The organism is Phycisphaeraceae bacterium, assembly GCA_020851465.1.
Lineage (GTDB): Bacteria > Planctomycetota > Phycisphaerae > Phycisphaerales > Phycisphaeraceae > JADZCR01.
Genome location: JADZCR010000002.1, coordinates 13372 through 26994 on the forward strand (window position 1 = coordinate 13372; position 13623 = coordinate 26994).

General features: G+C 54.1%; 13 protein-coding genes and 1 tRNA gene. 8 read left to right on the top strand and 6 right to left on the bottom strand.

The window, feature by feature from the left end; all coding sequences use genetic code 11:
- Positions 1–99: 99 nt before the first annotated feature.
- Together hpt and IT444_02165 are read left to right on the top strand one after the other, a co-directional pair.
- Complete coding sequence (gene hpt / locus IT444_02160) at positions 100–663, top strand: hypoxanthine phosphoribosyltransferase (protein ID MCC7191561.1); 564 nt, start codon at positions 100–102, stop codon at positions 661–663.
- The gene (locus tag IT444_02165; GenBank protein MCC7191562.1) at positions 660–1286 is read left to right on the top strand and encodes a PH domain-containing protein; all 627 of its coding nucleotides are present in this window, start codon (positions 660–662) and stop codon (positions 1284–1286) included. Before hpt ends, IT444_02165 begins: the two co-directional genes overlap by 4 nt.
- A gap of 13 nt (positions 1287–1299) precedes the next feature.
- Here the strand turns inward: IT444_02165 and hisD are convergent, their stop codons facing one another.
- Both hisD and dprA read right to left on the bottom strand, forming a co-directional pair.
- Entirely contained in the window at positions 1300–2640 is a 1341-nt protein-coding gene (gene hisD, locus IT444_02170) for a histidinol dehydrogenase (protein MCC7191563.1), read from the bottom strand.
- A gap of 144 nt (positions 2641–2784) precedes the next feature.
- A complete protein-coding gene (dprA, locus tag IT444_02175; GenBank protein MCC7191564.1) occupies positions 2785–3933 on the bottom strand; it encodes a DNA-protecting protein DprA in 1149 nt (382 codons plus the stop codon).
- A 225-nt stretch (positions 3934–4158) separates the two neighbouring features.
- Here dprA and IT444_02180 point away from each other — a divergent pair, with 225 nt between their 5' ends.
- The 5 genes from IT444_02180 (at position 4159) to IT444_02200 (ending at position 8765) form a co-directional block, all read left to right on the top strand.
- Entirely contained in the window at positions 4159–5256 is a 1098-nt protein-coding gene (locus IT444_02180; GenBank protein ID MCC7191565.1) for an exo-alpha-sialidase, read from the top strand.
- Positions 5257–5476: 220 nt separating this feature from the next.
- Complete coding sequence (locus IT444_02185; GenBank protein ID MCC7191566.1) at positions 5477–6040, top strand: hypothetical protein; 564 nt, start codon at positions 5477–5479, stop codon at positions 6038–6040.
- 162 nt (positions 6041–6202) lie between these two features.
- Positions 6203–6484: a hypothetical protein gene (locus IT444_02190; GenBank protein MCC7191567.1), complete on the top strand. Its 282-nt coding sequence runs from the start codon at positions 6203–6205 to the stop codon at positions 6482–6484.
- A gap of 222 nt (positions 6485–6706) precedes the next feature.
- Positions 6707–7498, top strand: a complete 792-nt coding sequence (locus IT444_02195; protein ID MCC7191568.1) for a hypothetical protein — start codon at positions 6707–6709, stop codon at positions 7496–7498.
- Positions 7499–7742: 244 nt separating this feature from the next.
- A complete protein-coding gene (locus IT444_02200; protein ID MCC7191569.1) occupies positions 7743–8765 on the top strand; it encodes a hypothetical protein in 1023 nt (340 codons plus the stop codon).
- Between the two features lie 135 nt (positions 8766–8900).
- On the opposite strand, the gene IT444_02205 is transcribed toward IT444_02200, so the two are convergent.
- The 4 genes from IT444_02205 to IT444_02220 all read right to left on the bottom strand — a co-directional run bounded on the left by IT444_02205 (position 8901) and on the right by IT444_02220 (position 12417).
- The gene (locus IT444_02205) at positions 8901–10421 is read right to left on the bottom strand and encodes a hypothetical protein (GenBank protein MCC7191570.1); all 1521 of its coding nucleotides are present in this window, start codon (positions 10419–10421) and stop codon (positions 8901–8903) included.
- A gap of 432 nt (positions 10422–10853) precedes the next feature.
- Positions 10854–10926 (bottom strand) — tRNA-Lys (locus IT444_02210).
- 49 nt (positions 10927–10975) lie between these two features.
- Positions 10976–11437 (bottom strand): MOSC domain-containing protein, encoded by a 462-nt coding sequence (locus IT444_02215; GenBank protein ID MCC7191571.1) that lies wholly within the window; start codon positions 11435–11437, stop codon positions 10976–10978.
- A 296-nt stretch (positions 11438–11733) separates the two neighbouring features.
- Complete coding sequence (locus IT444_02220) at positions 11734–12417, bottom strand: response regulator (GenBank protein MCC7191572.1); 684 nt, start codon at positions 12415–12417, stop codon at positions 11734–11736.
- Positions 12418–12778: 361 nt separating this feature from the next.
- Between IT444_02220 and IT444_02225 the strand changes: the two genes are divergently transcribed.
- Positions 12779–13585 (top strand): ABC transporter permease, encoded by an 807-nt coding sequence (locus IT444_02225; GenBank protein ID MCC7191573.1) that lies wholly within the window; start codon positions 12779–12781, stop codon positions 13583–13585.
- The last annotated feature ends 38 nt before the right edge of the window (positions 13586–13623 follow it).

Consider the following 13623-nt stretch of genomic DNA (forward strand, 5'->3'; position numbering starts at 1 on the left):
TTCAGTCACTTATTCCAAAGGGTCAAGTTCTAACATCTCCATACATTATGGTTACAAATGCATCCATAAACTGATCCCTGCCTTGATAAAATCCTGATTATGCAAAGCGACATCAAGCAGGTCTTGATTGACCGTGGCACCATCGCCCGCCGCGTACGCGAGCTGGCAGAGCAGATCACCCGCGATTACAGCCGACCAGGTGCCAGCGAGCTTGAGCTTACGCTCGTACCTATTCTCACGGGCAGTATCATTTTTGTGGCTGATCTGATTCGTCATCTGCCTTTGCGCATGAAAATCCGTGTCGTTTCCGTCAGCTCATACCCCGGCGCGAGCACGGCCAGCAAGGGTGCCAAGCTCACGAGCGAACTCAACATGCTCAGCGAGTCACTGACAGGCTCGCACATCTTGGTCATCGACGACATTCTCGACTCCGGCCAGACGCTGGGACTTGTCTGCGGTCTGCTGCGGCAAAAAGGGCCGGCTTCACTGAAGTCCTGCGTCCTGCTCCGCAAGCTACGACCTGATGCCATGGCCTTTCCCGTTGATTACGTCTGCTTTGACATCCCCGATGACTTTGTTGTCGGCTATGGGCTTGATTACAACGACTACTATCGCAATCTACCCGAGGTCGTTACGCTTCGAGGTGAGGTGCTCAAGCAATGATCGCTCCCGCGCCAACTACCGGCCTCTCTCGTACACGACGGCAGCGACGGAGTATCAAACTACGTCCCACTGGCGACGGCACGTTCCGCGCTGACCCCGATGCGGCACTACCATCACAAATCAGAGCCAATACGCTGCTACCTGCTGAGCTGATACAGCCTGGTGAAATCATCATCCTTCTTTTGAAACCCAGTCCGTGGTTTATCCTGCTCGAATCGATACGCAGCGTCGCGGTTGTCATTGCGGCCATCCTACTCACACTGGCGGCAGCTAATTTCACCGGATTCGGCGTCAGGCGACGTGATCTCGTTGCCGTCGCGGTGGTAATGCTGGGTATCAGGCTCTTCTGGCAGTTTCTCGATTGGCTTGGTCGTGTGTACGTGCTCACTGACCGAAGGATCATCCGTGTGCGCGGCGTCGTCCGAATTCAGGTTTACGAAGCACAACTCAAACAAATCCAGCACACAATCACCTCTTTTTCTGCACGCGAGCGGCTTTTTGCGCTGGGAACCATTGGCTTCGCCACCGCTGCCAATGGAGCTATCGAGGTCCAGTGGCGCATGATCGCTCATCCGCTGGAAGTGCATCAGACCGTTATCAAGGCGCTGAGTCGCTATCGTTGAAATTCGTGGCAGTTCATCGCACGGGAGGTCGCTGCCGTATCCGCGCGGACTCGGCATGGGCGTCGAGTCCCTCAGACTGGGCCATCTTCGCAATCATGTCGATCGTCTCACTGCTCATACCACGTGGATATTCGACCGTACCACTGCGCTTGAGAAATGTGTAAACACTGATTCCACTGGCGAAGCGAGCCGTCGTGCCCGTCGGCAGACAATGACTCGGCCCGGCAATGTAGTCGCCCGCGGCAACCGGAGTTGCGTCGCCGAGGAAATACTCCCCACCATGACGAAGTCTTGTGAGCAATAACCGCGGTTGCTTCACCGCAAGATTGACGTGTTCCGCGGCAAGCGTGTCGGCAATCTCGACTGCATGCTCCATATCCCGCACCAGGATTGCCGCGGAATCAGCAGCCAATGCCGCATCAATTGCATCCCGTCTCATCAGATTTTTCTTCTGGCTCTCCAATTCACTATTAATCGCGTTGATCACCTTTCGTGACCATGCGATGAGAAAGCACTTGCCGGGGTTGTGCTCCGCCTGAGCCAGCAGGTCAGCTGCTACGCGATCCGGTTTGGCGGTCGTATCAGCGATGGTGACGATCTCGCTAGGTCCGTAAAACCCGTTATCCGAGCCAACGAGTCCGGCGAGTCGCTGCTTGGCAAGCTGAACAAAAACATTTCCCGGTCCGGCGATCATCTCCACTCGCTGCACTGACTCGGTGCCATAAGCCAGAGCCGCGACCGCCTGTGCGCCGCCAATCCGATAAACCCGCTCAATTCCCAGCATGCGGCAGGTCGCCAGCACAATCGGGGAAATATCCGAGACAGGCCCATCGCCTCGACGATCCGGCGGCGGGTTCACCACGCTGATCGAATCGGCAGGCACCCCTGCTTCCATCGCTGGCGCAGCAAGCATGACGAGGCTCGAAAAAAGCACCGCTTTACCGCCCGGTATTGTCAGACCAACGCTTTCGACTGGAGAGAAACGCAGCCCAAGCCTTGCGCCGTCAATGGTAATGGGCTTCGGGTCTCGCGGCATGATGTGACGCTGATACCGGCGAACATGGTCAATTGATTTGCGGATGGCCTGCCGAAGCTTGCGATCGATTACCTTCTCCGCTGCGATCAATTCTTTTCGCGTCACGCCAATACGATCTGCGGTAAACGCTGGGTCCGTCCACTTTCGCATGTAACGAACCAGAGCTGCATCGCCCTCCGAGCGAACATCCTCGACGATCTGCGCGACGGTCTCCGCTGCTTGACTCGTCGCTGACGCAGTGCTCCGCAATCGAGCGAGCCGCTCAGCGAATGCAACTTTTCCTGCTGGTTTCGAGAGATCAAAGATCGGCAGGGACACGGGGGCTCCTTCATCGACTCAGGGTTTACTGTGGAGTTTCACACGGCAAGTCTAAACGATCTTTCCGTCACATGACCTGTCCACGCAAAACGGGAAAATACATCAATCGCAGATACGCGAGGCCCTGGACTCACTCTCCGTACTTCAGCGTCGTCGTGTCCACCGGCCTCCCTCGCGAGTGACCAGCGAGCGTATTTGCAGCATTGTCAGATCAGCCTGAAGTTTCGCCACGGGTAAGCCGGTATGAATGACTATCTCGTCCATATCACGCGGCTCGGCCAGTGCATCAATCACCAGTCGCTGTGACTCCGTGAGATTCTGTGTGAAAAGCGTTTCCGACTGACTCTCAGGCGATTGTGCGCTAACAGCTCCCTTGAGCGTTTGCCCTGCAGGGCCCAGAGCATCGAGGATGTCTGCCGCACAAGTGACCAATGTCGCCCAGCCTTCACGAATCAATTTGTGGCAACCTGCGGCTGTCGGTGAATCCACACGTCCGGGCAAAGCCATCACTTCCCGATTGTGGTCCTCGGACGCCATGCGTGCTGTAATCAGTGCCCCGGAACGCAACGATGCCTCGACCACCAGTACCCCCAGCGACAGACCGGAGATGATGCGATTTCTCGCGGGAAAATTTTCCTTCATCGGCGGAGCGGTCATGGGTAACTCACTCACCACCGCGCCATGTACACCATCAGCTGAGGCAATTTCATCAAACAATTCGCTGTGTTCAGCGGGATACGGATTTGCCAGTCCGCTGCCTATCACGGCAATCGTCCGACCGCCCGCACGAAGTGCCGCACGGTGAGCGGCAGCATCTACTCCATACGCCCCGCCACTGACGATGCACAGTCCCGCACTGACACAGAGTGACGATAGACGATCAGCCTGTTCGCGCCCGTACTGGCTGCACCGCCTGGAACCGACAACAGCCAATGCCAGCGCATCGGTCGGATCAAATCGACCTCTTACAAAGAGTACCGGCGGCGGATCAGGTATATGACGCAACAGTCGGGGATAGTTTTCATCATCGAGCGTAATGAGTTTCACATTCCGCTGTTCGACCAATTCCTTTTCACGATCGAGCGAACCATCAGTCATCAACTCCCGGATCTGATCCGTGATGCGTTGTGCTGCGGAATGCTTGATCATCGCGGCTTCGGCGAGTTGTCCCGGCCGGGCGCTAAGGACTGCCTGTGCGGAACCCATTGCTTCCAGCGCACGTCGCGTCGGTAGCGGCGCGAGGCCGGAGACCATCGTGAGCATGAGCAATGCATCGCGATCTGATAACTCCATGATGCGAAGTTTAACACTGCCGTGAAGATTGCTCTCCTACATCCGTGATACTTTTAATGACCAGATTGTGCAGCACAACGCGATGATGACTTACGGGGTCTATCGCGAATGGAAACTTTATTCCATGCACATCGCTTACTCTCTCGACTTATACAATGATGGACAGCATTTGCCTTTACCTAATGAAAGCTCCATATGCGGTTCCTCAACCTGTCTGAAGGATTCGTGACCAAGCGTTTGCCTAACTCACCCGCACCGGTCGCTACCGGCCCGCGCTGCGTCGTCGCGGACAACAGCGATCTGGTCTGCTCCTATATGGTTCAGAGCAAAATCGGCATCAACGACTTCGTCCCCACTATTTCCCGATCCAGCGACGGTGGACATACGTGGAGTGAACAAGGCCCGATCTGGCCAGAGATTACCAAAGACTTTTCGTTTTTCGTCAACATCAGTCGTTCGGCCAGCGGCGAGCTTTTCCTCTTCGGTTCGCGAAGCAAAATCGACACCCCCGGTGAATCATTCTGGTCTGATGCGACACAAGGCCTCAAACAGACGCAGATGATCTGGGCAAGCTCGACGGATCACGGTCGTACATGGTCGAAGCCACATCTGATCCCACAGCTCCTGGCCGGCTCACACGAAGCACCCGGACCACTGGCCATCACACGCAATGGAAACTGGATCGGACCTTACTCACCCTACAACACCTTTGACCCCGGTGAAAAGGTTGACCGCGAACACGTCGTGGCGTTAACCAGCAGTGATCGCGGCAGAACATGGAATGCTCGGTCGATGATCCGTTTCGAGCAAAAGCCTTCCGGCGGAGCGGAGTCCTGGTGTATCGAGCTCTCTGATGGCAGGCTCCTGGCTACTTCGTGGCATCTCGATCACACGCCGGGCGATCAAAAGACGGAGTTCCCCAACAAGTACTCTCTCTCACACGATGGCGGCATGACCTGGAGCAAGGCAGCCTCAACGGGAACGATGGGTCATACGACCGCGTTGGCAGCCCTGCCTGACGGCAAAGCTTTGTTTGTGAACGTCCGCCGTAAACCCGCCAGTGATGTGGGTATCTGGTTGGTGATCTGCCAGCCGACGGATACAGATTTCGGAATACTGCACAATCAACTCGTCTGGACTGCTAACAAAGCAACGCAGCAGGATAAGGCTCCAGAGCATTTCAATTGGACGAGTTTTAACTTCGGCGAGCCATGCGTAACCGTACTGCGCGATGGCACGCTCCAATTGTTCTATTGGTTTATCGCGGAAACACACTCAGGGATCGGGTGGGTGAAACTCAAGATGGTTGAAGGCCGCGAATGAAAGCAGAGACTTGAACTCGTAAGGGCGATAGCCGTAGCTGGAACGCTCCCGCTCGCCACGGCAGCGATGGCGACCGGCCTGCTGCTTCTGGGCAGTGTAGTGCCTCTCAAACGGCGATCGTAGGATTTCTTAGACATTTACTTTCGCCGGTTCTTATCGCCGGTTCCTCACGGTGGTGATATTCTGGTTTGCTCCGCGGTTCAAGGGTAAACTGCTGCTCATGACACAAACCGCGACCCCTGTCGCCGTCGCCAAGACGCGGCTGCCTTGGTTCGTTATTTTGCTGGGCTGGACTTTCATAGTCCCGAGTGTTCTATTCATACCAATCAGCTTGCTCACGCTTGCGATGATCGTGATGCAAAGCCACGGTACTGCATCTGCGACTTTTTCAGGATTCGTTTTAGTGGTTCTGGTTCCGCCAACCATACTGGCGGCAGGTATCGGCCTGTTGATGCGCCAGAAATGGGCCTTGATTTACCTGGCAATCGTGCTGTTTTGCCTCGTGGTCTATAACGGCATCAATCTCGTGAATATTCCCACCGCGCCTCAGAAAACAGTTTCTCCAAGCGGAGTAACGACAACGATTACGCCGCCCGACCGGATGTATGTGATACAAAATTCCATCTTCATTTTGATATGCGCAGGATTGCTGGCAGCCCTGCTCACGCGAAAAGTTCGGTCCAATTTTGGCCTGACCAGTCAGCCGCCAACGGATGCTTTGCCCGCCCCACCACTCGTTTCGAGTGATCACCCAGCCAAACTATCACCGGAGCGGAATGCATGAATCATGCTCCTTTGATAGAACGACCTTTTCTGAACACGTTCCATTCGAATGCGGTCAGTACCGCTGCATCAAGGAATCTGACTCTGCTCGAATGGGTTGCGGCCGAACTATCATTCTTTATGTGGATTCTGTCCTTCGCACCTCTTTTACCGGACAGCTCTCATGAATACCGCACATCTGACCGTCGCCGTCGTGGCCATGCTTTGCACGGTAGGCTCCACACTATTGATGTGGGTCTTCAGCCTGGCGTCGCTTCCTAACGCCAGTCCGGAATCCGTGCAACGAGTGAAACTCTGGACCTCCAGCCTGACAATGTGCGCTGTTGTATGTCTGAGTGCCGCAGCTTGGCTTGTCATCGTCAATCGGCCGGTACTGGCAGCGGTCGTGGCCATCATACCTGTCATCATCATGGCCATTCTTTTTATCATCAAACTTCAGCAGTAAAACCGCATGTTGACGCGACTTTTCTGTCCATTTTCAATATCTGAGTTTTACAGCGATCCACGCTAAGAACCGCTTGTTCTCCCTGATTGTGTTCTGTCTCTGTAATCCATCTGCTCTGATGCTAAGGGGGCTGACACAAAGAGAGAAAAGATCGCTATGGCTGATCTATAACAGCAAGCAGTCATGGTAGATGGGGCTTTATTCAATAGGCAGAGGAATTGTATGGGCTGGATGTTATCCATCGTCGTAGCATTGGTAACCGGCATCGTGGCACTGCTCAGTGCCGGTTTGGTTGCCTCGCTGTACGCAAACTGGTATCGCGTCACAAACTTTGAAGGTACTAGCGGCTTCATGGTGGTAGGTGTCGCGTTGCTAGGTGGCATCGCAGGCACGATCGTGGGGCTGCTCATCGCGAGGATACTTGCCGGTGCTGGATTCTGGAAGGCAGCGGGAGGAGCGATTGGTTTTGTACTCATCGTTGCTGCGCTGACAACCCTGATGTTTTATCTCTTTGCTGATCTCCCGCCGACATTGGGTAATGATCAGTTGATTCTCGAAGTAGAGATCAAGCTGCCTGCCGGCCAACCACTTCCTGAGGGAAGCACCAAGTTCACACTTGGGTCGGTCATCAACAACCGTCAACGAGCATCATGCTCCGGCACGATGAATCTGAAAAAGGCACGACTGGAGGATAATCGCTGGATTGTTCCTGCCGAGGTCGATCTATTCACCACACGCGGTCGGCGCATGATCCTTGCAGAGGTGGAAGGAAATAGGTTGGCTGCTTTCATCGTGCCTCTGCCAGCCAAACCAACAAGTTCCTACGAACAATGGAGCGATTGGGAGCCCAGGCCCCGTCCAGGAAATCCGCCTTGGCCGGACAGTAATCCCTCTTATCGGTTTCGCATCCAAAGGATCTCCTCGCGCCCAGCGGAAACAGATTCTGAGGAAAGTCTGGAGAACCAGGTCGATGAGGAAGACCACACGAATACTGCACAGGAGGAGCAGCATTGACTGATGCTGAAACTGCAGGAAATTAGTCAATCATTCTTGTGTACGAGTTGCAGCATAATCCGAATCAAAGCTGACTCGCTAACGGATCACGTTTTGTCCTTTATGGCGGCACACTACTCGTTGGGGCAGGCCAGAGGTGCCAACTAAATACCCGCTCGTGACGGGCTGTGAACGAGTTTTTCACATGAACTTATCCACGACTGAGACTCAAGCCTTAGCGAAATTTCCACCGGCTTTACAGGAGTTGGTTCGCGAGGAAATTGCTGCGGGTAACCGCATCGTATCCATCAGCTCATGTTTCCCCGCACCCCCGGCTGGTGAATGCATTAAGCTCGAACGCTCTGTCACTACCCGCCCACGCAAAACCGAAGGATCGCTGGTGTTCCGCGAGCGAATCCATCCCGAATATTCCGGAGAGTTCACCGATTCTCAGCGTTTTTATTTCGTGCTTGAGCCGCCGCTTCCCCCACCTCCTGAGCCGGACATGAATGCTTTGCGAGCCGAGCGTGAGGCTCGCCAGCGTGCTGCCGATGCCAAGTTAATTGCAAATGCCGATCGGGAAGCCAGGCAACGGCGAGCTCGTTCTCACACCTTTCGTATGCCGAGGCATGAATCCGATCCTTTGCTGTCGCCATCCGAGGTCTCACCACTTGTGAAGAGATTCCTCAAAAGCATGGAGATGAACTACGATAAATGGCATGACGGCGACGGATATGATCTGAAGGCACTTCAATCCGCGATGCCCAAAGAACGCGAACAAATAGAAAATCTGCTGATCTCTCGCAACATCAAAGACTGGCGTGATGTCGAAGCGCTGGCTGCGTTGAATTCGCCACGGGCGCAACAAGTACTCCGCAGTGCATTCACCGCTGCTGATGATCGTCTGAAAATTGCCTTGTTGTCCCATGCACCCAAATTGTTCAAGGAAAGTCAACACACCAAGGCCATCGTATCAGCGATCGAAAACACAGAGGTCTATGGCGGACTGACTCAGGCACTATTGCTTACTGAAAGCTGGCACTCCAAACCGATCATCGAAGCGCTGCTTCGTGGGGTGCTTATGCGCGACGGTGCAACTGCCGGAATCTTTGCCGCACAACTGCTTTACCTTCATGGCAAAGCGAAATCGTCCTACGACATGGAACAGCGTCCCTTTTTTCTGAAGTTCCAAGACAGCGACCGTGTGACACTCTTCCGTGAACTATGTGACCGTATCGGGATACCCACTGCTACACAACGCCGACTGCTCGCAGGTTTGCACAAATAAAGACCAATTCATTTGTGTTGCGACGTTTTCGCTCAAATATGCGATGAGTGAGAATCACTCGTCACAGTTACGGCTTTTTTTTGCGATATTTTTTACAAGACTGAAGTTCGACCACACTTTCAAACTTTGCTGAGCTTACTTTGCAAACGATGCGGTCGGCCTCATCCCATCGGGATCTAACAGTTCCAGAGTTACTTCCGGAGGCTCGAAAGGCATATTTATTTTTGTGCTTACGCGATAAACGCTGCCGCATGGTCGAGCCTCAACAGTGATCGATCCGACTTCGGGCACAAAAACCGTAACCTCACGCGCCGGCCCGTCTGCCGCCCAAGCTGTCACCAACCATTGGTTGCGCTTCGAATGCTTGCGGACCAGTACACGCGCAGTCGGGTCGTTCGTCGGGAATTCGTAGGCTGACAAAGTTGACGTGGCAGACGTTGCATAGCGATGCTTGTCCGGACCAGCCAGCAATTCCCCTTCCCGTAAAAAGTCGTCCACATGCGAATAGAGTGCTTGCACCTGCCCCAGGTCCATCATTTGCCACAGCCAACTGGGAATTTCCTCTCCCAGATCTGCACCAAAGCCGCCATTGGGAAATGAGAAATACCCTGCGACCGCGCCGACCATCCCGGTGTTGTAGAGGGATTTGAGGAACCCCATGTATCGCTGGCGATCAGAAAACTTTCCCTGCTCCCAACCGGCACAGAGCCAGTGGTAGCCGAGTTTCTGCCCATACTCCAGACACAATGCGTGCGCGTAAAGCGCGTTGGTTAGCATGTCCTTCTTGCCGACCCAGCCGGTGTTGTCATATTTGTTGTAATAAAACATCTGGCCGGGCAGGTCAGCAACGTCTTTCATTGCCTTGTAGTCCCACACCCATCGCACATCTGTGCCAGGCATCGAGCCGAAGTGATACCAGAGGTAGAGCAACCGATCAGGGACCTGCTTGCGCACGGCGTTGGTGTAGATCATTTCATAGTGTGCTTTTCGTCGGCCAATGTAGGTATCCCAATCCAGGTCACCTTTGGCTGCCACGACCTTTGGATCCTGCTCCCAATACGGCCCGGAGTGTCCCCGGCAATTCAGACCATTCTCACCACCATGCAACAAAATGGCGATCGGAGCTTTGGTTTGAATTTTCGCCAGTGCTGCGACCGCCTGCTCAGCCGCTATCTCATAAACGGAGTCCGGCATTTCTGGACTCCAGGTCTTCCACTCATACACATTTGCGATTCGCTGCCCCTTCGCATCGTGAACAAAGGTTTCCTCTGGATATTTGCCTCCCGGATAAATGGAAGGATGAAACGTGCCTCGGTACACAATTACCGCCAAGGGATATTTTTTGGGATTGCTGGCTGTCAAGGCACAGAGTTTGGCTTCATCACTGCTTGGGATATCGACCGCCGCCGCAGCCACCGGCGACACCTCCGCACCAAACTCCAACGCATAACCCCACCGCTCGCATAACTCAACTCGCACATCAAACGGCATCGACCATCCCCACCGCGACAGCGGAAGCAACGTGTGCCCCTCCTTAAACACCGGCTTATCCGCTGCCCGAAGAATCTCAATGGCCGTCTTTGCAGCGGCTATCTGGGTTGCCAGCAGAACCGCGGAAATAACACCCGTAATAATCGTGATGCGACTTCGCAGCATGCGAGGCCCCTTTATCTTTTAGCCAACATCTCAAACCAGACACCAAAACCTCGTACCACTTTCAACCGCCATATTCGATATCAGGAAAATTCGTGGAACATATATTTTACGGCTGATGGTATATTTTATTGCCGACCCATGTCAATCACAGTTTTCTGGTGCAATTTATCCGCGAAGTCGCATCTGAATTAGTACTGCCAAGTATCGGATAACCATCCGAGACAACGACGACCATATACAAACATGACCCAGCGTCAATGACCGAATACCACGTCTCGGGACTGCTGCTACCCGTCAAGTCTTGTAATAGTCTTGACCGAATTAGTAGTCATACGACTTCAGACAATGAATTGATCTGTCCATCGCCAATCTACGCGGCAAGGTGATATAGATGGCGCATAAATAAACCCCTGGTGCGCAGGGGATTTTGAATGACCGGGGCGGGACTCGAACCCGCGACCCACGGCTTAAAAGGCCGATGCTCTACCAACTGAGCTACCCGGTCCGAGCCACACCATTGTAGGATTTCTCCCGCCAAACGCGAGTCGAGTATCTCACTGCGAGAGGACTTCCACTTGATCGCCGACACGCACCGTTCCAGATTTCATCACGCGTGCATAGACACGGCTGCTGCCAGGGAAATAGTCCTGTGATACGCGCAAGGGATTGAGGTCAGCAAACGACTCGCGAATAAATTTGCATGGCGTGGTGTACTTGGTGATATACACCTCCACTTCACCCAATCGCAGGCGCATGCCCGGTTCGATGGTTTTCCAGTCCAAGCCGCGCACCGTGACATTCTCACCAATACTGCCGGGCATGATCGGGTGTCCCTGTGCCTGCATTGCTTCGATCTCTTCGATGGCAAAGATACACAGTGCGCGATCAGGTCCACCATGGACATCACGGTGAGCCTGTTGATCCCCTTCCATGCCGCTCCCGGTAACTCTCGCTTCGGGTATCGGTCGCTTGGGTACACCGCCAGCTGAGACATTGAGCGAAACAATCGTGGCCATATTTACTAAGGATAGGCGCATCACCAAGCTGCACAAACTGATCCGCTCACGGACGAGATTGCACGGAAATAAAAAAGGTACCCACCCCGACGTGGGCACCTCTTTCACTTCAATCGTTATTCAATTAAAACGCCGTCAAACTCCCACGACTGAGAGTCGGGCGGCGGCAACATGGTCGCCGAGATGTCTGGCCGGTAAAGCCAGAACAATATTATATCCGCACACAGAGGCTGCCACTCATTTTTTTGCTTGTTGTGGAGAAATGTAAATTATCAGACATTCATCAACGAAACGGGTCATTTCTGTGTCGGACCGCTTCCCTCCTGAGGCTTGTTCACTGAGCTTTGCGCGTTCAATAATTCCTGCGCCAAATCAAACATCGGCCTGCGTGAATCTCTAGCCTGCTTTTGAAGTGTGCGCATCGCATCCTCCTCCGAAAGCCCCATGGTCTTCATGAGGATTCCCTTGGCTTTCTCGATGACTTTTCGTTGCTCGAACCTCAGCTTGATCTCCTCAAGCTCGTTCGCAATCCTTCGATGCTCGCAATATCGACCCCACGAAATCACCAGTGTAACCCGCAATTGCTCGGTGCTCACTGGTTTGAGCAGATAACCAAACACACCGTATCTCACACTCGCTTGGAGACAGGGTTCATCGTTGTGGGCACTGAGGATGACAATCGGGATATCCATCTTTGCGTAAAGCGTCTCGGCGGCGGCAAGCCCATCGAGTACCGGCATGCGGATATCGAGCAGTGCTAAATCAGGCCGTTCATTCCGTGCTATATCGATGGCAGCCTGCCCATTGGATGCGGGGCCAAGGATTTTGAATCCCAGTTCACTCAGGTCTGCCGCAAGGCTTCGCGCCAAGTCGAAATCGTCTTCGGCGATCAGGATGGTGCGAGGCAGTTCCGGTAGCTGTTTCCGTTTACCGTTGCCGATTGATCCGGGCTGCTGAGTTGTTGAATCATTGGACGGCATAAACCAAGCCCATAAAACGATACGTTGGGCCCCCATCGATGCCGCCGCGCGGCCCCGGAATAGCGAAACATTGTACGTAGCTGATCTGACGATACCAGCCGCCCGAGGATCCGATAAGGCCATTCCCCGAAGCCGTGATACTCCGGATACCGAATCTGCTGCGAGTCACTTTCGTGAGCCGTAAAAAACCAAGAACAGGCCGCATCATCTAAAGCGGCTGGATTATTCCTTCGATAGCGATTCTACGGGTTGTAACGATCGTGCAGGTTGTATGCCTGCCGGTATCGGAGTCTGTGTGAACCTACAGCCAACAACGGCGCAATCGTATCTGTCTAAACCAGCACTTGATGGTGCCCGAGTGTTGCGCTGTCGCACTGCGTGGCAAAGCATCGATCTGGAGCGGCTGTGGCGTTTTCGCGATCTGCTTTGGATCCTCGCACTGCGCGATATCCAGGTGCGCTACAAGCAGACGATCCTCGGTGCAGCATGGGCGATTCTGCAACCGCTGGTCACGATGATCGTGCTCACTACCTTTTTCGGTCGCTTTCTCGGAGTTGCGGACAAAACCGATGGCATCCCCTACCCCATCTTTCTTTATGCGGGTCTCCTGCCCTGGACACTTTTTACCTCGGCTGTCACCGCATCGAGCCAAAGCCTGGTCGGTAACGCCAATCTACTACGCAAGGTTTACTTTCCACGATTGTTATTGCCGGCCGCTTCGATCGGCGCTTCACTGATTGATTATGCGTTCTCTTTTCTCGTTCTACTGGCCATGATGGCGTGGTATCAGATCGGCCTGACAGCTTCAATCCTCCTGCTGCCTCTGCTGGTTCTTAACACGATCGTAGCGGCACTGGGCGTCGGCGTGCTGCTGGCAGCCCTAACCGTCTCCTACCGCGACTTCCGTTTCGTAGTGCCCTTTCTGTTACAGATCTGGTTCTTCGTCACTCCGGTCGTCTATCCCGTGAACGTGCTGCCTAGCTGGTTGCGCGAATTGCTGGCACTTAATCCGATGCAGGGAACGATCGAAGCCTTCCGTGCTGTTGTGCTAGGCAGGTCTATCGACGTCCCGCTGTGGAGTGTCGCTGCGGCGACTTCGATTCTCTGTCTGATGGCTGGAGTTGCGTACTTCGCTCGGACAGAGCGGAGGTTCGCGGATGTCGTGTGAATTACGGCATTACCGCACCAATGCGGGGGAACTGCTGA

Coding starts and splice junctions, on each gene's coding strand:
- hpt (MCC7191561.1), top strand. CDS start 100: ATGCAAAGCGACATCAAGCAGGTCTTGATTGACCGTGGCACCATCGCC.
- IT444_02165 (MCC7191562.1), top strand. CDS start 660: ATGATCGCTCCCGCGCCAACTACCGGCCTCTCTCGTACACGACGGCAG.
- dprA (MCC7191564.1), bottom strand. CDS start 3,933: ATGGAGTTATCAGATCGCGATGCATTGCTCATGCTCACGATGGTCTCC.
- IT444_02185 (MCC7191566.1), top strand. CDS start 5,477: ATGACACAAACCGCGACCCCTGTCGCCGTCGCCAAGACGCGGCTGCCT.
- IT444_02190 (MCC7191567.1), top strand. CDS start 6,203: ATGAATACCGCACATCTGACCGTCGCCGTCGTGGCCATGCTTTGCACG.
- IT444_02195 (MCC7191568.1), top strand. CDS start 6,707: ATGGGCTGGATGTTATCCATCGTCGTAGCATTGGTAACCGGCATCGTG.
- IT444_02205 (MCC7191570.1), bottom strand. CDS start 10,421: ATGCTGCGAAGTCGCATCACGATTATTACGGGTGTTATTTCCGCGGTT.
- IT444_02215 (MCC7191571.1), bottom strand. CDS start 11,437: ATGGCCACGATTGTTTCGCTCAATGTCTCAGCTGGCGGTGTACCCAAG.
- IT444_02220 (MCC7191572.1), bottom strand. CDS start 12,417: ATGCCGTCCAATGATTCAACAACTCAGCAGCCCGGATCAATCGGCAAC.